The organism is Embleya sp. NBC_00888 (genome assembly GCF_045207655.1).
In the GTDB taxonomy this organism is placed as follows: domain Bacteria; phylum Actinomycetota; class Actinomycetes; order Streptomycetales; family Streptomycetaceae; genus Embleya.
Window position 1 is genome coordinate 2,314,862 of sequence record NZ_CP108785.1, and the last position, 21,770, is coordinate 2,336,631.

Genomic DNA, 21,770 nt, shown 5'->3' on the forward strand with positions numbered 1-21,770 from the left:
GAGCTCTCGCCGTCGAGGGCGCCCTTTCCCGTGCCCGGCGCCGGGGTCAATCGCGGTCTGCGGGGTCCGCGGCGGTGCCGGCGGTGGCGGCGGTGGCGTACGCCGCCGGATCGGCGGCCAGGTCGCGGATCAGGGTGAGGGTGTAGGACTCGATGGCGGTGACCAGGTCGACCTCGGTGGGGTCGAGCAGCCATTGCATCTGCAGGCCGTCCATCGTGGCGAGCAGCTCGGCGGCCTTGTGCGCCGGGTCGATCTCGGCGCGGATCTCGCCGGTGGCCTGGGCGTCGGTGATGATCCGCGCGATCAGTGCGCGCAGTCGCCGGTAGCGCTGCACGAAGTAGTCGTGGGCGGGATCCTCCGGATCCAGGTTCTCCATGGTCAGCACCGCCAACAGGCGCGCGAGACCCGGTTCGCGCCGATTGCGATGCGCGGAGGCGGGCAGCTCCCGGATCGCCCGCAGGCCGCCGACGGCCACCGACTCCTGGGCGAACTCGATGCTCTGCGCGCCGCGGCGCTCGATCACCGCCTGCAACAGTCCCTCCTTGCTGCCGAAGTAGTACAGCAGGGCCGGCTGGGTGATCCCGGCGCGGGCCGCGACCTCGGCCAGCCCGGTCCCGCGAAAACCGCTGCGGGCGAAGAGCTCGCCGGCGATGGTCACCAGTTCCTCGCGCCGGCGCGCGCCGCGCTCGCTTCGCCCCGGGCCGCGGCGGGGCTGGGGGTTCTGTCGGGAGGGCTTCCCGCGATCCTCGCCATCTCCGCGTGTTCTCTCAGTCACGGCGAGCATCCTAACATTTTTATCTAGTGGTTAGTAAAAAACGGAGTTAGGGTGTGGTCCGCCGAGCGGTAGTCGGGGGTCCCCGCCGCTCGGGATCCGGGAGTCCCGCGTGCGATGCCGGGAACCGAGGGTCGAGAAATCGGGAGGACACGCACGATGCGAGACACCTTCGCGAACCGTCGTTGGCAGGGCCAGTGGCTCTGGACGGAGCACGGCGCGGTGGGGGCGCCGCCACGCGAGAACCCGATGAACGGATCCCTCGATCCCGAGCGATTCGACCGCCGGGTGTTGTTCCGGCGCACCTTCGAACTGGCCGAGGTTCCCCGGCTCGCGCCGTTCCGGATCAGTTCCGACTCCCGGCACGTGCTCTATGTCAACGGCGTCGAACTGACCCGGGGCCCGATCCGGCACGGCGCGCGGCGGCTGTACTACGACGTCGGCGACGCGGCGGCGGCACTGCGCCCCGGACGCAACGTGATCGCGGTCGTGGTCCGGTTCTACGGCCACCGCACCGCGTGGTGGGCGCCCTCCCCGACCACCTACACCCTCGGCGGCGGCGCGCTGGTCGCCGAGTTCGGCGTCGGCACGGACACCTGGATCGCCACCGACGCGTCCTGGCGCTGCCTCGAGTCGGACGCCTGGACACCGTGCGCGCCGCAGTCCACCGTCTCCCCACAGATCCCCGAGATCCTGGACGGCCGACGGCTCGACCCGGCCTGGAACCGCGCCGAGTTCGACGACGAACACTGGCCCGCGGCAACGGTGTTGCCCGCCTCGCATGTGGGCAGCGCGGGCGCCACCCGGCCGCCCGCCGAGCCCTACGGCGCACTGCTGCCCAACCCGCTTCCCAAGCCCGGCGGTTCGATCCGCGAGCCGGCCTCCTTCGTCACCGCGACACCGACCGCGACCGCGCGTCCCCAGGGCCCGCTCGGCTTCGCGGACGTATACGCCGCCCTGGCCGAGGCGCTCGCCGAGATCCGCCCCACGGCCCGGCCCGACCGCCTGCCCGACGCGGGCGACGCACCCGTGCCCCCGTCGTTGGTGCTGGCGGCCGGATACCGGTTGGTGGTCGCCGACTTCGGCACGATGGTCAGCGGCACGCTGCGGATCGACCTCGAAGCGGACCCGGACACCGTACTGTTCGGCGCGCTCACCGAGTCGCCGACCCCGGCCGCGCTCGCCGCCGCGGGGCTGTTCGCCTACACCGCTCGCGGCGGCGACGGCGAGCGGTTCGAACTCGGTGATCCGGCGGGCGGACGGTACCTCCTGCTCGTCGTCTCCGGCACCGGCCCGACCCGGATCGCGCCGACCGTCGCCGAGCGGCTGCGCCCGCGCCCACAGGGCCCGTACTTCGCCTGCTCTGACCCGCTGTTGGAGGAGATCCACCGGGTGGGTCTGCGCACCGTGGACCTGACCGCGCACGACGCCTACATCGACTGCCCCAGTCGCGAACAGCGGGCCTGGACCGGCGACGCGGTCGTGCACCAGTCGGTCGACCTGGTCAACAACGCCGACTGGAGCCTGGCCCGGCATCAGCCGCTGCTCAGCGCGACCCCGCGCGTGGACGGCCTGCTGCCGATGGCCGTCGCGGGCGACGCCGGCGATGCGGACCTGGTCACCATTCCGGACTGGTCGCTGCACTGGGTGCGTTCGGTGCACAACCTCTACCGCTACACCGGCGACCGGGCGCTGGTCGCCCGGCTGTTGCCCACCGCGGAGGCGGTACTCGACTGGTTCACCGCCTTCCTCGGCCCGGACGGCCTGGCCCGGGACGTCACCGGATGGGTCCTGATCGACTGGTCGCCCGTACAGGTCGAGGGGACCAGCGCGGCACTGAACGCGCTGTGGGCGCGCGCCCTGGCCGACTTCGCCGAGATGGCCGACTGGCTCGGCGACGCCAACCGGGCCGCGTGGGCCCGCGGTCTGCACGACGCGGTGCGGGCCGGCTTCGGGATCTTCTGGGATCACCAACGCGGCGGCTATCGCGATCACGCGGTCCGGGACGTGGTGCGGCCCGCGATGAGCGAGCACACCACCGCCGCGGCCGTCTGCGCGGGCCTGGTCCCGGCCGAACGCGCGGACCGGGTAAGGGATTTCCTGCTCGACCGCGAGGCGATGTTCACCCTCGCCCCGGTCGCCGCGCACGGTGGCGACGCGGACGGCGCGCCGACCGGACACGAGGTCGCGCACTTCGCGCCGCCCGCGGTGACCTGGGACGTGGGCGGTCGGGTCGTCGGCGCCCAGCCCTTCTTCCGCTACGTCGTGCACGACGCGCTGGCCCTGCTCGGCGCCGCCGACACGCTCACCGGGCTCTACCGCGACTGGGAGCGCCTGCTGGCCACCGGTCCCACCGCGTGGCGGGAGACCTGGGAGGGCGGCACCTACTGCCACGGCTGGTCCTCCACGCCCAGCCGCGACCTGCTGGTGTACACGCTCGGCGTCACCCCGGCCGAACCCGGCTACGCCAAGGTCCGGGTCGCCCCGCGACCGGGCGGGCTGGACTGGGCCGAGGGCGCGGTACCCACCCCGCACGGGCAGGTCCACGTCCGTGTCGAGGGCACTCGCGTACACGTGCGATCCCCGGTCCCCGTCGTGCTCGTGGCCCGGGACGGCAGCGTCGCCGAACATCCCGCGGGCACCTTCGACGCGGTCCTGGAGGCCCCGGCCGAGCCCCTGACCCGGGGCATGGATCGAGGTCGTCCATGACCACCGCCACCCCGCACACCACGCCGAGACCGGTCAAGCCCCGCCCTGCCAAGCCCTGATCCCGCCTGCTCCGCTCCGCTTCCTGCCCTGCTCCGATCCCCGTCCGGCACCGCATACCCCTGGAGTGCCCTGTGCAGCAACAACTCGGTGTGGCCGCTCTGTTGAGCGATTCCGCGCTGCGCTTCCCGGACCGCGTCGCCGTCGTCGAGGGCGAAACCCGGCTCACCTACCGGCAGTTGTGGGAGGACGTGCTGCGCTACGCGGCGGCGCTGCGCGCACGCGGCGTGCGGCCGGGCGATCGGGTCGCGCTGATGTTGCCGAACATCGCGCCGTTCCCGCGGGCGTACTACGCGATCATCGCGGCCGGCGCCTCGGTCGTGCCGATCCACGCGCTGCTCGTCGCGGACGAGGTCGAGTTCATCCTGCGGCACAGCGGTTCGGTGCTCGTGGTCAGCGGCGGGACGCTGTGGCCGACCGCGCTGGCCGCCGCCGCAGCGGCCGGCATACCCGTACTTGAGGCCGACCACGAGCACCCCGGCGAGCCGTCGGCCGCCGCGCATCCGACCTCGGCCGACGACATCGCGGCCATCCTGTACACCAGCGGCACCACGGGTCGGCCCAAGGGCGCCAGGCTGACCCACCTCAACCTCGTGCTGAACGCCACCGTCTGCGCCCAGGACCTGCACGAACTCGCGCCCGAGGACGTCGTGTTGGGCTGCCTCCCGCTGTTCCACAGCTACGGCCAGACCTGCGCGATGAACGCCGCGCTGCGCGCCGGCGCCACGCTGGTACTGATGCCGCGCTTCGACCCGGCCGACGCGCTCGACCTGATCGTCCGCGAGGGGGTGAGCGTCTTCATGGGCGTGCCGACCATGTTCCACGCGCTCGTCGAGGCGGCGGGCGGGCGCACCATGCCGAACCTGCGCATGGCGGTGTCCGGCGGCGCGGCCCTTCCGGTCGCCGTGCTGGAACGGTTCGAGACGGCGTTCGGCGCGCATGTGTTCGAGGGGTACGGGCTCACCGAGACGTCCCCCGCGGCGACCTTCAATCAACGCCTGCTCGGCCGCCGGCCCGGGACGGTCGGGCACGCGATCCGCGGCGTGGAGGTGGCGGTCGCCGCCGCCGACGTGGAGGCGCGCGTCGACCTGCTGCCGGTCGGGACGGTCGGTGAGGTGGTGATCCGCGGCCACAACGTCTTCGCGGGCTACCTCGACGACCCGGACGCGACCGCGGCGGCGATCGTGGACGGCTGGTTCCGCACCGGCGACCTCGGCGTGGTCGACGAGGACGGTTTCCTGTCCATCGTCGATCGCAAGAAGGACCTGGTCATCCGGGGCGGCTACAACGTCTATCCCCGCGAGGTCGAGGAGGTGTTGGCCCGCCACCCGGCGATCGCCCAGGTCGCGGTGTACGGGGCCGCGCACGAGGCGCTCGGCGAGGAGGTACACGCAGCCGTCGTGCTGCGCCCCCCGCCGGCGGGCACACCGGCACCCACTCCCGAGGAATTGATCGCCTGGTCCCGCGAGCACCTCGGCCGGCACAAGTACCCACGCGTGATCCGCCCGGTCGACGCGCTCCCGCTCGGCCCCACCGGCAAGATCCTCAAGCGGGCCCTGCGCGAGGCCCTCCCGGCAGCCGCCGGCGACGCGGAGCACTGACCGCCGGCCCCGGGTGGCGGATTCGCCACCCGGGGCCGGCGGACCTCGACGGCGGGGAGGGCCGCCGAGGCGCGGAAATCGCGCCGCCGGCCTCGTGACGTGTGGGCGTCGAGCCGGCACCGTGGGCGCTCGCGCGAGATCCGGCGGACCCCTGCCTTCGGAGGACATCATGGGCCACACCAGCGGTGAGTGGATCGGGCGGACCGCGACGGAGATCGCCGCCGCCGTGCGGACCGGCCGGGTGAGCGCGCGAGAGATGGTCCGGCAACACCTGGACCGGATCGCCGAACGCGACGGGCGGCTCGGGGCGTTCGTCCGGGTGCGCGCCGAAGCGGCGCTCGCCGAGGCGGATGTCCTGGACGCCCGTGCCGATCGGGGCGAACTGCCGTTGGCGGGCGTTCCGATCGCGATAAAGGACAACATCGCCGTGGCCGGCGAACCGATGCGCAACGGCTCGGCCGCCACCTCCGACCTGCCGCAGTCCGCCGACCACACCGTCGTCGCCCGACTGCGCGCGGCCGGCGCCGTGGTCGTGGGCATCACCAACCTGCCCGAGTCGGCCATCTATCCGTTCAGCGACAGCGTGTACGGCACCAGCCGCAATCCGTGGAACCTGGCCGTCACCGCCGGTGGTTCCTCGGGCGGGTCGGCCGCGGCGGTGGCCTCGGGCATGGTGCCGATCGCGCACGGCAACGACGGGGCCGGCTCGATCCGGATACCGGCCGCCAACTGCGGCCTGTTCGGGTTCAAGCCGGGAACGGGCGTGGTGCCGGGCGAGATCGGCGCGGACAGTTGGGACCACATGTCATGTCCGAGAACGGGCCGCTGACCACCACGGTCGAGGACGCGGCCCTGATGCTCGCGGTGATGTCCGGTGAGCCGCCGGTCGATCTCGACGCGCCCGCCGGGGTCCGGATCGCGCTGTCCGTCAAGCCGCCCGCCGCCGGCCTCGTCGTCCACCCGGCCCTCAAGGCGTCGGTCGGCGAGGCGGGTCGGTTTCTGCGCGAACACGGGCACACGGTCGAATCGGCGGAACCGCGCTACCCGCTCTGGGTGGCGCTCGCGGTGAACGCGCGGTGGCCGGCCCTGCCCGCGCGCGACGCGGCGCCGTTCCTGGCGGACCCCGGGCTGAAGGCCAGGTTGGAGACCGGAACCGTCCGGCACGCGCGTGCCGGTCGCATCGCCGCCGCCATCCGGCCGCCGCGCGCGTCGGACCGCGAGCGGTTCCGGGCCGCGCCGGCGCCGTTCTTCGAACGGTACGACGTGCTGATCATGCCGACGCCGGCCCAACCGGCTCCGCCGGCCCGCCGCTGGGGCGAGGGCTCGTGGCTGCGCAGCTTCGTGACCTCGGGCCGGTACGCGCCGATGACGGTGGCCTGGAACCTGGCCGGCTACCCGGCCGCCACGGTGCCGATGGGGACCGGGCCCAAGGGCCTGCCCACCGCCGTGCAACTCGTCGGCCGCCCCGCCGGCGAACCCCTCCTGCTCGCGATCGCCGCCCAACTCCAACGATCCAACCCCTGGCCCCGGCACGCCCCGGCGTACCGCACACCCTGACCCGCCCACCGGATGCGGTGGGCGGGATCGGGGTCCGCCGGGCGAGCCGGACCGGAGGAAGGTCGGGAGCGGCCACTCACCGGCATCCCGACCTTCCGATCAGTGGGCTACTTGAGCCCGTTGTCGACCGCGGTCATCAACACCCCGGTATCTCCGCTCATCTCCCAGAGCATCGCGCCCAGGAGGTTCTTGGTACGGAGCCAGGCCGTCTTCTTACCGATGGACCACGAGTCGTCGAAGGTCCACCACTGGCCGTTGTTGCCGGTGTAGCCGTAGGTCGAGACCGATTGTTCGTCGTGGTAGACGGTCAGGTTCGGTACCGACGCGATCAGGTTGGCGTAGCCCCTGGTGCCGGCCTCCTCCGGGAACTGGCCCGGTGCGGCCCCGTTGGCGGCCTGCCATTCGCCGTGCGCCCCGCCGTCCGTGACCTGTTGCCAGCCACGGCCGTAGAAGGCCAGCCCGAGCACGAGCTTGCGCGGGTCGACGCCCTGGTCCAGGTAGTACTGGACGGTGGATTCCACGCTGAACTTGGTCGGGTACGGGTCACCCGCGTCGACGTACAGGTTGCCCTGGTCGCCGGTGCGGTTGGGTTCCCAACTGTTGTCGCTGCCGGAACCGTGGAAGTCGTAGCCCTGCACGTTGGCGAAGTCCATGTAGTCGAACACGCCGGGCGTGCCGTCGTTCGTGGTGATGTCCCAACCGGCGTCGATCTTGCCGGGGTCGGCCGGGGTGAACGCGGTGAGCAGGTACTTCTTGCCGGTGGTCGCGGTCAGCGCCTCCATCTGCCTGCGGAACTCGGCCATCAGCAGGGTGAGGTTGTTCTTGTCGGCGGTCGAGATGTGGTTGCCGGCGTGGCCCTCGGAGCCGGGCCACTCCCAGTCGATGTCGAACCCGTCGAAGACGCCGGCCGCGACACCGGTGCCGCCGCGTCCGTTGGTCACCGGCAGGTTGCCCTTGAGGTACATGTCCACGCAGGACTTCACGAACTTCTGCCGCGACGCGTCGGTCTTGGCGGCGTCCGAGAAGTACTTGCTGTACGTCCAGCCGCCGATCGAGATCAGCGACTTCAACTTCGGGTACTTGGCCTTGAGTTGAAGAAGCTGGTTGTAGCTGCCGGCGAGCGGCTGATTCCAGGTGTCCGCGGTCCCGTTGACGGACTCGCCCGCACCGACCGAGCGTTCGTAGTCGGCCCACGAATCGCCCGCGCCGTCACCCTGGTTGGGATCCTGCGGTCCCGGGAGGGTGGCTCGGGTGACCCCGTTCATGCAGGTCAGGTTGGTCGGATCGATGTTGGAGAAGGCGTAGTTGAGGTGGGTCAGCTTGGCCGCGGCACCGGAGGTGTCCAGCGACTTCATCGTGTAGGCGCGTCCGTAGATGCCCCACTGCACGAAGTAGCCCACGCGCACGTAGTCGTTGCCGGGGGTGCCCCCACCGGTGGTCTTGACCGTCAGCGGCGCACTGGCCGGGCCGGTCTGGTCGATGGTGTCCCGGGCGACCACCGTGTACGTGTACGTGGTGTTCGCGGTCAGACCGGTGTCCCCGTAGGCGGTGGTGGTCACCGTCGCGATCTTGGTCGCGCCCCGGTAGACGTCGTAGTTCTTGATGCCGTGATCATCGGTCGCCGCCGCCCAGTTGAGCGTCAGCGAGGTGTCGGTGACCGCGCTCGCCGTCGGCGTGCCCGGCGCGGTCGGTGGGGTGTCCGGACCGCCCGTGGGCCGGGTGCGCAGCGTGCCCGGGGGGCCGGCGGGCCCGGTCTGGCCGATGGTGTCCCGGGCGACGATCTTGTACACGTAGGCGGTGTCGGCGGTCAGCCCGGTGTCGGTGTACGCGGTGCCGGCGGTCGTGCCGACCACGGTATTGCCTCGGTAGACGTCGTAGTTCTGGATGCCCTTGTCGTCGGTGGCCGCCGCCCAGCTCAGCGAGATCGAGTCGACGGTGGTCGCGGTCGCGGTGGGCTGCCCGGGGGCGCTCGGCGGGTTGTCCGTCGGCGGCGCGCCGTCGCAGGGACCGCCGTTCACCTTGCAGTTGCTCGGGCTTCCCGGTCCGCTGCCGACGAAGCCGAACTTGGCGCCGGCGCCGGGCGCGAGCGAACCGTTGTACTCCCGGTTCTTCGCGGTGATCCGCGTTCCGGATTTGGTGATGAGCGTGTCCCAGTACGCACCCACGCTGGTGCCGGTGGGGAAGTCCCACTCGACGGTCCAGCCCGTGATCGCGGCGGTACCGGTGTTCTTGATCGTCCACTCCGCCTGGAAGCCACTGCCCCAGTCGGAGGTCTTGGCGAATGTGGCGGTCGCGCCCGCGGCGGCCTGCGCGGGCGCGGCCGACAGGCCGACCATCGCGGCGAGCGGGAGCAGCAGGGCCGCGAAGATCGCGACGAGTCTCTTGCCCGGCTTGGTGCGTTTGGTGCGCCTCACGGTTCCGATGGCCATGGGTGCTCCTGGATTTGGGATCCGATGGAGAACCTGCGCCCCACAATGAGCCGGGATGTCCGGCTCACACAGTAGGGCGAGCGTAGTGAAGGTCTGGACCAATAATCAAGGTCTAGACCAGTAGGGATCAGCGCGGACCGGGATCGATCGGAATCCGCTCACCGGCGCGGCAATTCCGGCTGGGCACAAGGACGTTGATCGACTCGGCCCGTGCCCGCACCCGCGACCGAATCGGATCGCTCGCGCGACCGACTGCCGCCCCGCCGGCCCTGTCGCCACGGGGACACCACCGCCCCCGTCGACCCCGACGGCCCCACCGACGCCGAACGCCGCCCCGAGGGCTGCCGTTTCGTTGGCCGCATTCGGTGTTCGACAGGCCTTCACGCAAAATGTGATTTGTGACATGGTACATGTCACGCAGCGGCCCGGACGCTCCCCTTCCGGTCCACTACGGCACCAACTGCCTTGCCACCGTTGGGCTTTGCGGTGAGGCAGGCACCAGGACCACACTCGCGCCGACCCCGAAGTCCCCGATCGGGGCCGACGTCGAACCGTTCATGCCGTGGCACCACCCCCCATCGGAGGCGCGCGTGCGCGCGACCTCTGTTCCGCAAGGAGACGGTCTTTGCGAACCAAACCGGCACGACAGGGACTTCGCCGCATCGCGGTGATCACCATCTCGCTCGCCATGGGCTTCGGGTTGTTCACCCAGCCCGGATCGGCCGCCCCCTCCGATCCGGCTGCGACGACGTCGACAGCCCAGGCGACCTCCACCTCCGCTTCCACCTCCGGGCCGTCGGCCGGCACCGCCCCCAGCGCATCGGCCGACCAAACCCCGCACACCCAGGGCAAACCGCTTGCGATACCCGACCAACCACCGCTGTCCGCGAGCGCGCCGGACAGCGCCCGGCGCGACTACGGCGACCCGTCGAGCGCCGTACTGCCGGCTCGCCCGTCCATGGCCGGCGAGCGACGCGCCGCAGCGGCCTGCACGGTCGCCGACTTCGCGAGCCGCACCGGCGCCGCGCTCGTCCAGCAGATCAAGGCATCGACCACGGACTGCGTCAACACGCTGTTCACGGTCACCGGGCCCGACGCCGCCTCGATCTTCCGTGAGGCGCAGATGACCACGGTCGCCTACGCCCTGCGCGACCTCGCCGGCTCCTATCCGGGCAACGGCAGCACCGGCGCCCCGCAGATCGTGCTCTTCCTGCGGGCCGGCTACTACGTGCACTGGTACAACGAATCCACCGTCGGCACCTACGGCCCCACGTTGCAGACCGCCATCCGGTCCGGTCTGGACGCCTTCTACGCCAACGCACACTCCTCCGACGTCACCGACGCCAACGGCGAGACGTTGGCCGAGGCCGTCACCCTGATCGACAGCGCCCAGGAGAACGCCCGCTACCTGTCCGTGGTCAAGCGCCTGTTGGCGGGCTACAACAGCTCGTACGACGCGTCCTGGTGGATGAAGGCCGCGGTCAACAACGTCTTCACCGTGCTGTTCCGGGGCCACCAGGTTCCCGAGTTCGTCACCGCGGTGCAGGCCGACCAGAGCGTCATCGACGCGGTCGACAGATTCGCGACCGCGCACCGCGACCTGCTCGGGACCGACCGCGCGTACCTGACCACCAACGCGGGTCGCGAACTGGTCCGGTTCGTCCAGTATCCGACCCTCCAGGCCAAGGTGCGCCCGATGGTGCGCACGCACCTGGCGGCCACCTCGATCACCGGGCCGACCGCGCCGCTGTGGGTCGCACTGGCCTCGGGAACGGACTACTACGACAAGGCACAGTGTGCCTATTACGACACCTGTAACCTCCAGGCCCGGCTGACCGCGGCCGTGCTGACCGTGGACTACACGTGCAGTACGAGCATCCGCATCCGCGCGCAGGAGATGACCCCGGCCAACCTCACCGCCGCGTGCACCAGCCTGCGCAACCAGGACGCCTACTTCCACGGCGTGGTCGCGGACAACGGTCCGGTGGCGGGCGATCTCAACACCAAGATAGAGGTCGTGGTCTTCGACTCCAGCGCCGACTACCAGACCTACGCCGGCGCGATCTTCGGCATCGACACCAACAACGGCGGCATGTACCTGGAGGGCGACCCGAGCGCGGCCGGCAACCAGCCGCGCTTCATCGCCTACGAGGCCGAGTGGACGCGCCCCGCGTTCGAGATCTGGAACCTCAACCACGAGTACACGCACTACCTCGACGGCCGCTTCGACATGGCCGGCGACTTCGACGCCGGTGTCAGCACCCCGACCATCTGGTGGATCGAGGGCTTCGCGGAGTACGTCTCCTACTCCTACCGCAACCTGCCCTACGACGCGGCGATCACCGAGGCGGGCAAGCACACCTACGCACTGAGCACGGTGTTCGACACCACCTACTCCCACGACACGACCCGCATCTACCGCTGGGGCTACCTCGCGGCGCGGTACATGCTGCAAAAGCACCCCGCGGACGTCACCCGGCTGCTGGGCTACTACCGCGCGGGCGACTGGGCCGGCGCCCGCACGTTCCTGAAGAGCACCATCGGCAACCGCTACGACAGCGACTGGTACACGTGGCTGGCCGCCTGCGCGGCCGGCGAGTGCGGCGGCGGAACTCCCGCCAACCGGCCGCCGGTGGCCGAATTCACCAGCGCCGTCAACGGCACCTCGGTCGCCTTCACCGACACCTCCACCGACCCCGACGGCACCATCGCCACCCGCGCCTGGGACTTCGGCGACGGCACCACCTCGACCGCGACCAACCCGACCAAGACCTACGCCGCCGGCACCTACACCGTACGGCTGACCGTGACCGACAACGGGGGCGCCACCGCGACCGTCACCCACAACGTCACGGTCACCGGCGGCGGCACCGCCGAGTGCACCGACCCCGACATCCGCGCCCTGGCCAAGAACTGCCGGCGCAGCGCCCTGTCCGCGGCGACCGACGGAAACGACCGGCTCTACTTCTACATCTACATCCCGGCGGGTACCGCCCGCCTGAACATCACCACCGCCGGTGGCACCGGCAACGCCGATCTCTACTACAACAGCACCGTGTGGGCCACGAACACCACCTACACCGCCAAGTCCACCCAGAGCGGAAACGCCGAGACGCTGACCATCACGGCACCGCACGAGGGGTACCACTACATCACCCTGCACGCGACGCAGACCTTCGCCGGCACGTCGGTCACCACGACCTTCTGACCGACACCACCGAGTGACAGCGAAGCGCCACACCGTGCGGCGGCGGGACCTACCGGGTCCCGCCGCCGCTCGTCGTCGACTCGCGCACCACCAACTCGGGCCGGAACACCACCTGCCGATGGGTGTGCGAGCGCGGCTGCTCGCTCTCCTCGAAGAGCAGTTCGGCGGCGGTACGCCCGAGCCGATACGTGGGCTGACGCACCGAGGTCAACGCGACGGCGGACGCCGCCGCGAACTCGATGTCGTCGTAGCCCACCACCGCGACGTCCCGCGGAATCCGCACCCCGGCGCGCAGCAGTTCGCGCATCAGCCCCATCGCGAGCAGGTCGTTGGCGCAGAACACCGCCGACGGCAGCCGGCCCGCCGCGAGCAGCCGCCCGGCGGCCTCCGCGCCCGAGCGCGCGTTCATCGCCGGCACCACCACGTCCCGGGTGGACGTACCCAGTCGCAGTCCCGCGTCCCGCAGCGCGGCCCGCATGCCCCGACGGCGGTCCTCGCACTGCCGGATGCCCAGGGGACCGGTGACGAACGCGAACTCGCGATGCCCCTCGGCCACCAGGTGCTCCGCGGCCAACCGGCCGCCGACCACGTCGTCCACCGCGACCGAGCACAGGTCGGCCCGGTCGTCGGTGCGATCGAGGAGCACCACGGCCAGGCCCCGCGCCCGCAACTCCGCCACCGGCAGCTCGGCGTCCCGTGCGGGAGTGACCAGCACGCCGCGCACCCGCTGTTCCTGGAGTACCCGCAGATACCGCTCCTGCTTGGCCCCGGAGTCGTCCGAGTTGCACAGGATGACCACCGACCCGGTCTCGTTGCAGGCGTCCTCCACACCGCGGGCGACATCCGTGAAGAACGGGTTCGCCACGTCCAGGACGATCAGGCCGACGGTGTTCGCGACGCCCGAACGCAGCGAACGGGCCGAGTCGTTGCGGACGAACCCGAGCAGCGCCACCGCTTCGAGCACCCGGGTCCTGGTCGACTCGGCCACCCGCTCGGGGTGATTGAGCACGTTGGACACGGTGCCCACCGACACACCGGCCCGGTGGGCCACCTCTTTGATGCTCGACGTCGTCATCCGGGATCGATCCGCTCCTCCAGGCCGGTACGCTCCGGCGGGCGCCACCAGGGCAGCCTAACGGTTGTCGTCGCGCACCTCGGATCGGCGCCGACCGCACGTGCGGACCGGGCGACGCCCTGGGCACGTCCGCACGATTCGCCCCCCGAGCCCGTACCGCCCGGGTCCGTACCGCCCGGGTCCGTACCGCCCGGGTCCGTACCGCCCGAGCCCGTACCGCCCCGCCCGCCCTCCCTCTCAGCCGACCGAGGCCGGCCGCACCGGCAGCCGATCCGCCGCCCTCGCCCAGTCGCCCTCGCCGGCCCCACCCCGCGGCTCGTACCGGCGCAGCGGCTGGGTCGTCCGCAACAGCCGGCGCAGGTCCGCGAGTGAACCGGTCACGCTCCCGGCGGCCCGCGCCTGCACCAGCAGATTGCCCAGCGCCGCGGCCTCGGTCGGCCCGGCCACCACCGGCAGTGCGCACGCGTCGGCGGTCGTCTGGCACAGCAGCGTGTTCAGTGCTCCGCCGCCGACCACGTGCACGACGTCGACGGCGTGTCCGGACAGGCGCTGCGCGTCCAGGACGGCCGTGCGATAAGCGAGCGCCAGGCTGTCCACGATGCAGCGCACCGTCTCGCCGGGGGTGCCGGGCACCGGCCCGCCGGCGCGACGGCAGGCCGCGGCGATCCGGTCCGGCATGTCGCCGGGCGCCAGGAACACCGGATCGCCGGCGTCCACGAGAAAGCGCAGCGCCGGCACCTTCGCCGCGTCGTCGAGCAGGCGCTCCAGCGAGTGCGGTCGGCCGAGCCGATCCCAGTGCCGCATGCACTCCTGGAGCAGCCACAGTCCCATCACATTGCGCAGGTAGCGCACGGTGCCGTCGACGCCCAGTTCGTTGGTGAAGTTGGCCTGCCGACTCTCCTCGGTGAGCACCGGCGCGTCGAGTTCGACACCGACCAGGGACCAGGTCCCGCTGGAGATGTACGCGAAGCGATCGCCGTGCGCGGGCACCCCGACCACCGCCGACGCGGTGTCGTGCGATCCCACGGCGGTGACCCGGACGGGTCCGCGCAGTCCGGTCTCGGCCAGCACCTCCGCGCCGAGCACACCCGCGGCCTCGCCGGGCAGCCGCAGCGGTGGGAACAGGTTCGGATCGAGCCCGAGCGCCGACATGATCGCGGTCGACCAGCGCCCGGAGACCGGGTCCAGGAGCTGGGTGGTGGAGGCGTTGGTCACCTCGGTGCCGGCCACCCCGGTCAGCCAGTGGGAGATCAGGTCCGGAATCAGCAACGCCTGCCGGGCGGCCGCGAATTGCGGCGTGTCGGCCGCCGCGACGAGTTGGTGGACGGTGTTGAAGCCCGCGTGCTGGATCCCGGTGATCGCGTACAGCTCGGCCGCGGGCACGCGGGCGTACACCCGCTCGGGCACCCCCTCGGTGCGCCCGTCGCGATAGTGCACCGGATTCCCGAGCAGCGCCCCGCTCGCGTCGAGCAGCCCGAAGTCGACGGCCCACGCGTCGATTCCCACGCTCACCGGCGTGCCGGAGGTGCGTCCGGCGGCCCGCAGCCCGTCCAGGACGCCGCCGTACAACGCCAGGACGTCCCAGTGCAGCGTGCCGGCGACGCGCACCGGCCGGTTGACGAACCGATGCGCCTCGCTCACCGTCAGCGACTCCGGCCCCACCCGTCCGGCCAGCACTCGCCCACTGGACGCCCCGAGATCTACGGCCACAAAGGTCCGCGGCGTACGCATGCCCAACACCTCCTCTTACCTCGTCGATACGGACTCGACGAACGCGACGTACACGACGAACTCGATGGACTCGCCGAATCGGACGGGCTCGATGAACTCGATGAACTCGCCGGACCGGACGGGCTCGACGGGCTCGACGGACTCAGCGAAGAAACGCCGCCGCGACGCCCGCGTCCACCGGGATGTGCAGGCCCGTGGTGTGCGACAACTCCCCACCCGTCAGCGCGAAGACCGCGTTGGCCACGTGCGACGGAAGCACCTCGCGCCCCAGCAACGTCCGCCGCGCGTAGTACTCGCCCAACTTGTCCTCCTCGACCCCGTACACCGCGGCGCGCTGCGCACCCCACCCGGCCGCGAAGATGCCCGACCCACGCACCACGCCATCGGGGTTGACGCCGTTGACCCGAATGCCGTGCGGACCCAACTCGGCCGCCAACAACCGCACCTGGTGCGCCTGGTCGGCCTTGGTCGCGCCGTAGGCGATGTTGTTCGGGCCGGCGAACACCCCGTTCTTGGAAGCGATGTAGACGATGTCGCCACCCGTGCCCTGCGCGATCATCGTCCGGGCCGCCTCGCGCGAGACCAGGAACGAACCGCGCGCCATCACGTCGTGTTGGAGGTCCCAGTCGCGGGCCGTGGTCTCCAGGAGCGGTTTGGAGATGGACAGGCCCGCGTTGTTGACCACCAAATCAACGCCGCCGAAGGCCAGTGCCGCCGCGGCGAACGCGGCCAGGATGCCCTCCTCGGAGGTCACGTCGACGGTGACCGGGACGGCCCGGTCCGGACCGCCGAGCGCCTCGGCGACCTCACCGGCGGTCGCCGCGTTCACGTCCGCGACCACCACGCACGCCCCTTCGGCGACCAGGCGTTCGGCGATCGCCTTGCCGATCCCCGAACCCGCGCCGGTAACCAGGGCCACCCGACCGGCGAGCGCCCGCGGCGCGGGCCGGCGGGCCAACTTGGCCTCCTCCAGCGCCCAGTACTCGATCCGGAACTTCTCCCGCTCGTCGATCGGCGCGTAGGTCGAGATCGTCTCCGCGCCGCGCATCACGTTGATCGCGTTGACGTAGAACTCGCCCGCCACCCGGGCGGTCTGCTTGTCCGGGCCGAAGGAGAACATGCCCACGCCGGGCACGAGCACGATCGCCGGGTCGGCGCCGCGCATGGCCGGCGAGTCGGGTTCGGCGTGCCGCGCGTAGTACGCGGCGTACTCGGCACGGTAGTTCGCGTGCAACTCGGGCAGTCGGGCGAGCACGTCCTCGATCGGCGCGTCGGCCGGCAGGTCGACCACCATCGGTCGGACCTTGGTGCGCAGGAAGTGGTCCGGGCACGAGGTGCCCAGCGTCGCGAGCCTGGGGTGCTCGGCCCGGGACAGGAACTCCAACACCGGCGCGCTGTCCGTGAAATGTCCGACCCGGCGCTGGTCGGTGCCGGCGAGTCCGCGCAGTACGGGCGCCAACGCGGCGGCCCTGGCCCGTCGTTGCGCCTCGGGCAGCGGTTCGGCCAGCAGTTCGCCGAACGCGTGCCGGGCCGGGTCGAGCCGCGACGCGATGAACTTCTCCGCGCCCCGGATGATGTGCAGCGAGTTGCGCTCGCACTCGGCGCTGGTGTCGCCCCACGCGGTAATCCCGTGCCCGCCCAGCACACACCCGATCGCGTACGGGTTGGCCGCCCGGATGGCCGCGATGTCCAGGCCGAGGCGGAATCCGGGTCGGCGCCAGGGCACCCACACCACGCTGTCGCCGAAACACTCGGCGGTGAGCTTCTCGCCGTCCGCCGAGGTGGCCAGGGCGATGCCCGAGTCGGGATGCAGGTGGTCCACGTGCGCGGCGTCGAGCAGGCCGTGCATCGCGGTGTCGATGGACGGCGCGGCGCCGCCCTTGCCGTGCGCGCAGAAGTCGAACGCGGCGACCATCTCGTCCTCGCGCTCGTCGCCCGGGTACACCCCCACCAACGCGCGCAGCCGGTCGAGCCGCAACACGGCCAGCCCGTCCTCGGTCAGCGTGCCCAGGTCTCCGCCGGACCCCTTGACCCACATCAGCGGTACCGCCGCGCCGGTCACCGGGTCGATCCCGTCGGCCTTGGCGGAGGTGTTGCCTCCGGCGTAGTTGGTGTTGCGCGGATCCGCGCCCAGCGCACGGGAACGACTGAGCAGACGATCGACCTCGGACGGGGTGCCGGACATCGGCGGGCTCCTTGTACATCGGTACGGCGCGGTGCGGAAGTACGGAACTGCGGTACGGCGCGGCGCGCAAGCGCGGAACGAATGCGGTGAGGTGCGGTGCGGTACGGCGCGGCGCGGAAACGCGAAGGAATGCGGTACGGCGCGGCGCGGATACGCGTCACGGCCCAGCGCCGGAGGCGGGCGAAGCGGGGCCCGGGCTCAGGCGCCCCAGCCGGCCGGTGTGCCTCCGACCCGCTCGGCCCGGATGCGATCGCCGTGACCCGACGCGTGATACGCCGCGACCGGATCCGGCGCGAGCCCCTGCACCTCGCGCAACTCCCGCAGCAGCGGCCGGACATCGGTGTTGTAGGCGTCCATCAGCACGGCGTTCGCGCCGAGTACGTCGCCGGCCCGCTGGGCGTCGGCCAGTGCCTCGGCGTCGACCAGGAGCGCCTTGGCGGTGGCCTCCTGGACGTTGGTCACCGAGCGGATCTGGCCGGGAATCCTCGGCTCGATGTTGTGGCACTGGTCGAGCATGAAATTGACCCCGACGGCCGGGTCGAGCCCGCCGCCACGCACCACCTCGTGCATGATCCGGAACAGTTGGAACGGGTCCGCCGCGCCCACCATCAGGTCGTCGTCCGCGTAGAAGCGGGAGTTGAAGTCGAACGCGCCGAGCCGGCCCTCACGCAGCAGGAACGCCACGATGAACTCGATGTTGGTGCCCGGCGCGTGGTGTCCGGTGTCCACGCACACCACGGCCTTGGGGCCGAGTTTGAGGCAGTGCGCGTAAGCGGTGCCCCAGTCCGGCACGTCGGTCATGTAGAACGCGGGCTCGAAGAGCTTGTACTCCAACAGGATCCGCTGGTCCGCGCCGAGTCGCGCGTACACCTCGGCCAGTGCCTCGCCCAGATGTCCCTGCCGGGTGGCGATGTCGCCCTGCCCGGGGTAGTTCGTGCCGTCCGAGAACCACAACTTCACGTCGCGCGATCCGGTCGCGTCCAGCACGTCCACGCACGCGAGCAGGTGGTCGATCGCCTTGCGGCGCACCCGCGCGTCGGGGTTGGTCACGCTGCCGAGCATGTAGTCGTCGTCCTGGAACACGTTGGCGTTGATCGCGCCGATCCGTACGCCGTGGTTCCGCGCGTGTTCGGCCAGTTCCGCGTAGTCCTCGACCCGGTCCCACGGAATGTGCAGCGACACGATCGGCGCCACCCCGGTGAAGGCGTGCACCTGGGCCGCGTCCGCGATCTTCTCGAACGGATCGCGCGGCACGCCCTCCTGCGCGAACACCTTGAACCGGGTGCCGGAATTGCCGTAGGCCCACGAGGGGGTCTCGATCCGCTGGGCGCGCAGGGCGGCCCGCACCATCGTGTGGTCCGGCATGGGAGCACTCTCCTGACGCACAGAAATGAAACGTTTCAATTCGATGCAGGGGAACGTACGACCCCACGGTCGAACCCGTCAAGGGAGGGGCACCCCGGCGGGCCCGGTCGGGGGCGCGGCACGCCGGGCCTCAGCGTCCGCCGACCACCACGCCCAGCACGGTCGAGGTCGGCACGTACCCGAAGTGCCGCGAGTCCTGGGTCCGCGCCGCGTCACCGCGCACCACCAGCGATCTCGGCGGCACCCGTGTCCCGCGCACCGCGTGCACCGCAGGGCGCACCTCGCGCGGCACCGGATCGCCGGGGACCGCCGCCACCCGCTTGACCAGCCAGTGCAGTTCGTCCTCCGCGCCGAACCGGACCGGGTTACGGAAGACGATCGCGTCGCCGCGCCGCACCGTGGTGGTCCGGCGTACGATCAGCCGCTCGCCGTGCACGAATGTGGGCGCCATGCTCATCCCGGTCACCCGCACCAGGGCGACCCGCGAGCGCACCGCCCAGACGACCGGCGCGGTCGCCGCGACCGCGGCGACCATCAGGGCACCGCGTGTTCTCGGGTTCACTGCGCGTCCTCCGCGATCCTGGTCGAGTCGTCCGGTCGGTCCGAGTCCCGGTATCCGGCCGCCTGGAGCCCGAACAGCCGGGCGTAGTGCCCGTCGGCCAACGCCATCAACTGGTCGTGGCGGCCCAGTTCGGCGATCCGCCCGTCGGCGAGCACGGCGATGGTGTCCGCGTCGCGCAGCGCGCCGAGCCGGTGCGACACCAGCAGGCTCGTCCGGCCGGCCCGGTGCCGGTGCAGTGTGCGGTGCACGTCGTGTTCGGCCTCGGGGTCCAGGCCCGAACTGGGCTCGTCCAGGATCAGCAGGTCCGCGTCGGCGCGCATCAGCGAGCGGGCCAGCGCGACCCGCTGCCACTGGCCGCCGGACAGCGTGACGCCGGCCTTGTCGTCGTCCTCGTCCAGGTGCACCCGGCTCAACTGGGTGCGGTAGCCGTCCGGCAGCGCGGACAGGTCCGCGTCGATGCCCGCCGACACCGCGCCGGCCCGGATCCGGGCCAGGTCCTCGCGGTGGGCCAGGTCGCCGATGCCGATGTTCTCCGCCGCCGAGAGGTCGTAGGTCATGTAGTCCTGGAAGGTCACCCCGATCCGACAGCGCAGCGCGGCCGCGTCCATCGTGCGGATGTCCACGCCGTCCCAGCGGATCGTGCCCCGGTCCGGGTCGTAGAACCGGCAGAGCAGCTTGATCAGCGTGCTCTTGCCGGTGCCGTTGCGCCCGACCAGCCCCACCGCGCCGCCGGCCGGTATCACCAGGCGCACGCCGCGCAGCACCCACGGCCCGTGCGCGTCGTAGCGGAACCACACGTCGTCGAACTCGACCGCTCCGCGCAGCGCGGGCACCTGCCCGGTACCGGTGCCGGCGGCGGTGGCCAGGTCGTCGGGGGTGTCCATCAGGTCCAGGAAGTGGCCGAACAACCGGATCGCCTCGGCGGCCATCCCGGTCTGGGAGACCACCCCGGTGAAGGCCTGTTGCACACCCGCGGCGGCGGCGGTGAACAACATCACGTCGCCGACGGTGAATCGGCCGCGCGCCGCGCCCGCGACCACCACGACCATGCCCAGACCCGCCACCACCGCGTTCAGCGCGGCGAATCCGGCCTGGACGAGCATGCCGCGTCGGGCCACCGCGAGTTCGGCGTCGGTGGCCTCGGTGAGCGCGCGTACCAGCCGGCCGTGTAGGAAGTCGCCCAACCCGAACAGCCGGATCTCCTTGGCCGCGCGCGGGTCGGTCAGCAGCGACCGGTAGAACAGCCGGCGGCGCTGTTTCCCGGAGGTCAGTTCGAGCACCGCCACCTGCCGGCGGGCCATCGACAGCCGGGCCAGCAACGCGGCGACGCCCACCAGGAACAGCAGGCCCACCATCGGCGGCCACACGGCCCACAGCACTCCGGTGAACCCGCTCAGCGCGGCGGCGGAACGCACCACCTCCTGGCTGAACATGGTGATGTTGTGCGGCGCGTCCTCGGAGGCCTGCTGGGCCAGCCGCAGTCGGTCGTGGAACGCCGGGTCCTCGAAGCGCCGCAGCCCGCGGAATTCGTTGACCTTGGCGAACAGGTCCCGCTCGACGGTGACCACCAACCGGCGCCGGACCACCTCGTCCAGGTAGGCGGCCAGTTGCATCAGGACGGCGAGCACCGCGCCGAGCGTCGCGAGCACCAGGCCCAGTGCCACCGCCCGTCCGGAGTCGACGTGTTCGCCTCGGCCCAACTCGTCGAAGAGCAGTTTGGTCGACCAGGCAACCAGCGCGGGCAGCACGCCGATCAGCACGGTGCAGCCCAACAACAGCGCGGCGCCCACCGGCGCGGCCCGGAACTGGAGCGCGAGGGCGACCTTGACCGCGCGGGGGCGCAACCGGGACCCCGGAGGCGTACCGCCCTCCGGGGTCCCGTGCGATTGCGGAATCAACAGCGGGTGGCACGCTTGGTGCACACGCCGTTGCAGGCGAACCGGTACTGGTAGCCGCTCCGGCAGTAGCAGAGTTGGCCGACCTCGGGCACACAGGCGCCCGCGTTCTCTTCCTTCAGGACCAGGCGGAGCATCCGGTCGCCCATGGTGCCCATCAGGTGCTTCATCTCGTACCTCCGAAAGACGCCGGGGTGGCGAAAGCGCCGATCAGCACTTGGTGGCGGTCTTCACGCACGGGCCGTTGCAGCTGTACACGTAGCGGTAGTGGCTACGGCAGGCGCAGAACTGGCCGTGTTCCGGGACGCACGCCCCGGCTCGTTTCTCACGGAGGACGAGTCCCAACAGTTTGTCGCCCATGGTGCCGATCACACGGTTCATCGTGGACCTCCATTGCAGGGTCGATTCGACGGAAGCAGGGTGTGCTTCTGCCGGAGGCGACGTTAAACCCGTTCGACGTCGAGTGGCAAGAGAATGCGAGCGGCCCGAATTGACGAGTATCTTCTTTGTTTCGGACCGGCTCCGGGTGAGCACTGTTGCCATTGGCGGGCCCGGGGATACATTTCGCCGGTCGTGTTCGCGGTCGTGTTCGCGGTCCCGTTCACGGATCCTGTACGCCGATCC

Annotated in this window: 15 protein-coding genes; 5 read left to right on the forward strand and 10 right to left on the reverse strand. The window is 71.4% G+C overall.

Annotated elements, in window-relative coordinates; all coding sequences use genetic code 11:
- Positions 1–46: 46 nt before the first annotated feature.
- Positions 47–775 carry a TetR/AcrR family transcriptional regulator gene (locus OG948_RS44455; RefSeq protein ID WP_331770691.1) on the reverse strand — a complete coding sequence of 243 codons (729 nt, stop codon included), beginning with the start codon at positions 773–775 and terminating at the stop codon, positions 47–49.
- 156 nt (positions 776–931) lie between these two features.
- On the opposite strand from OG948_RS44455, the gene OG948_RS44460 reads away from it, so the two are divergent.
- The 4 genes from OG948_RS44460 (at position 932) to OG948_RS44475 (ending at position 6,696) form a co-directional block, all read left to right on the forward strand.
- On the forward strand, positions 932–3,481 hold the full coding sequence (locus tag OG948_RS44460; protein WP_331770692.1) for an alpha-L-rhamnosidase C-terminal domain-containing protein: 2,550 nt from the start codon (positions 932–934) through the stop codon (positions 3,479–3,481).
- A gap of 149 nt (positions 3,482–3,630) precedes the next feature.
- Positions 3,631–5,139: a long-chain-fatty-acid--CoA ligase gene (locus tag OG948_RS44465; protein WP_406300608.1), complete on the forward strand. Its 1,509-nt coding sequence runs from the start codon at positions 3,631–3,633 to the stop codon at positions 5,137–5,139.
- Positions 5,140–5,308: 169 nt separating this feature from the next.
- Positions 5,309–5,968 (forward strand): amidase, encoded by a 660-nt coding sequence (locus OG948_RS44470; RefSeq protein WP_331770694.1) that lies wholly within the window; start codon positions 5,309–5,311, stop codon positions 5,966–5,968.
- A complete protein-coding gene (locus OG948_RS44475; RefSeq protein ID WP_331770695.1) occupies positions 5,947–6,696 on the forward strand; it encodes an amidase family protein in 750 nt (249 codons plus the stop codon). Before OG948_RS44470 ends, OG948_RS44475 begins: the two co-directional genes overlap by 22 nt.
- Positions 6,697–6,803: 107 nt before the next feature.
- Here OG948_RS44475 and OG948_RS44480 read toward each other — a convergent pair whose 3' ends face one another.
- Positions 6,804–9,125: a glycoside hydrolase family 18 chitinase gene (locus OG948_RS44480; protein ID WP_331770696.1), complete on the reverse strand. Its 2,322-nt coding sequence runs from the start codon at positions 9,123–9,125 to the stop codon at positions 6,804–6,806.
- Positions 9,126–9,750: 625 nt separating this feature from the next.
- Between OG948_RS44480 and OG948_RS44485 the strand changes: the two genes are divergently transcribed.
- Complete coding sequence (locus tag OG948_RS44485; RefSeq protein WP_406300609.1) at positions 9,751–12,333, forward strand: collagenase; 2,583 nt, start codon at positions 9,751–9,753, stop codon at positions 12,331–12,333.
- Positions 12,334–12,382: 49 nt separating this feature from the next.
- Here the strand turns inward: OG948_RS44485 and OG948_RS44490 are convergent, their stop codons facing one another.
- From OG948_RS44490 to OG948_RS44525, 8 genes are all read right to left on the reverse strand, one after another.
- Positions 12,383–13,408, reverse strand: a complete 1,026-nt coding sequence (locus OG948_RS44490; protein ID WP_331770697.1) for a substrate-binding domain-containing protein — start codon at positions 13,406–13,408, stop codon at positions 12,383–12,385.
- A 237-nt stretch (positions 13,409–13,645) separates the two neighbouring features.
- Positions 13,646–15,139: a rhamnulokinase family protein gene (locus OG948_RS44495; protein WP_331770698.1), complete on the reverse strand. Its 1,494-nt coding sequence runs from the start codon at positions 15,137–15,139 to the stop codon at positions 13,646–13,648.
- 142 nt (positions 15,140–15,281) lie between these two features.
- Positions 15,282–17,324, reverse strand: a complete 2,043-nt coding sequence (locus tag OG948_RS44500; protein WP_331770699.1) for a bifunctional aldolase/short-chain dehydrogenase — start codon at positions 17,322–17,324, stop codon at positions 15,282–15,284.
- 198 nt (positions 17,325–17,522) lie between these two features.
- Positions 17,523–18,689 (reverse strand): L-rhamnose isomerase, encoded by a 1,167-nt coding sequence (gene rhaI, locus OG948_RS44505; protein WP_331770700.1) that lies wholly within the window; start codon positions 18,687–18,689, stop codon positions 17,523–17,525.
- A 130-nt stretch (positions 18,690–18,819) separates the two neighbouring features.
- Positions 18,820–19,251 carry a S26 family signal peptidase gene (locus OG948_RS44510; protein ID WP_331770701.1) on the reverse strand — a complete coding sequence of 144 codons (432 nt, stop codon included), beginning with the start codon at positions 19,249–19,251 and terminating at the stop codon, positions 18,820–18,822.
- A complete protein-coding gene (locus tag OG948_RS44515) occupies positions 19,248–21,095 on the reverse strand; it encodes an ABC transporter ATP-binding protein (protein WP_331770702.1) in 1,848 nt (615 codons plus the stop codon). The genes OG948_RS44510 and OG948_RS44515 overlap by 4 nt, the downstream gene beginning before the upstream one ends.
- Before the next feature lie 50 nt (positions 21,096–21,145).
- Positions 21,146–21,316 (reverse strand): hypothetical protein, encoded by a 171-nt coding sequence (locus OG948_RS44520; RefSeq protein ID WP_331770703.1) that lies wholly within the window; start codon positions 21,314–21,316, stop codon positions 21,146–21,148.
- A 40-nt stretch (positions 21,317–21,356) separates the two neighbouring features.
- Complete coding sequence (locus OG948_RS44525; protein WP_331770704.1) at positions 21,357–21,527, reverse strand: hypothetical protein; 171 nt, start codon at positions 21,525–21,527, stop codon at positions 21,357–21,359.
- Positions 21,528–21,770 lie beyond the last annotated feature (243 nt).

What these genes read in the sequence shown, in the direction of transcription:
- OG948_RS44460 (WP_331770692.1), top strand. Translation starts at nt 932, where the DNA reads ATGCGAGACACCTTCGCGAACCGTCGTTGGCAGGGCCAGTGGCTCTGG.
- OG948_RS44470 (WP_331770694.1), top strand. Translation starts at nt 5,309, where the DNA reads ATGGGCCACACCAGCGGTGAGTGGATCGGGCGGACCGCGACGGAGATC.
- OG948_RS44475 (WP_331770695.1), top strand. Translation starts at nt 5,947, where the DNA reads ATGTCCGAGAACGGGCCGCTGACCACCACGGTCGAGGACGCGGCCCTG.
- OG948_RS44480 (WP_331770696.1), bottom strand. Translation starts at nt 9,125, where the DNA reads ATGGCCATCGGAACCGTGAGGCGCACCAAACGCACCAAGCCGGGCAAG.
- OG948_RS44490 (WP_331770697.1), bottom strand. Translation starts at nt 13,408, where the DNA reads ATGACGACGTCGAGCATCAAAGAGGTGGCCCACCGGGCCGGTGTGTCG.
- OG948_RS44495 (WP_331770698.1), bottom strand. Translation starts at nt 15,139, where the DNA reads ATGCGTACGCCGCGGACCTTTGTGGCCGTAGATCTCGGGGCGTCCAGT.
- OG948_RS44500 (WP_331770699.1), bottom strand. Translation starts at nt 17,324, where the DNA reads ATGTCCGGCACCCCGTCCGAGGTCGATCGTCTGCTCAGTCGTTCCCGT.
- rhaI (WP_331770700.1), bottom strand. Translation starts at nt 18,689, where the DNA reads ATGCCGGACCACACGATGGTGCGGGCCGCCCTGCGCGCCCAGCGGATC.
- OG948_RS44520 (WP_331770703.1), bottom strand. Translation starts at nt 21,316, where the DNA reads ATGAAGCACCTGATGGGCACCATGGGCGACCGGATGCTCCGCCTGGTC.
- OG948_RS44525 (WP_331770704.1), bottom strand. Translation starts at nt 21,527, where the DNA reads ATGAACCGTGTGATCGGCACCATGGGCGACAAACTGTTGGGACTCGTC.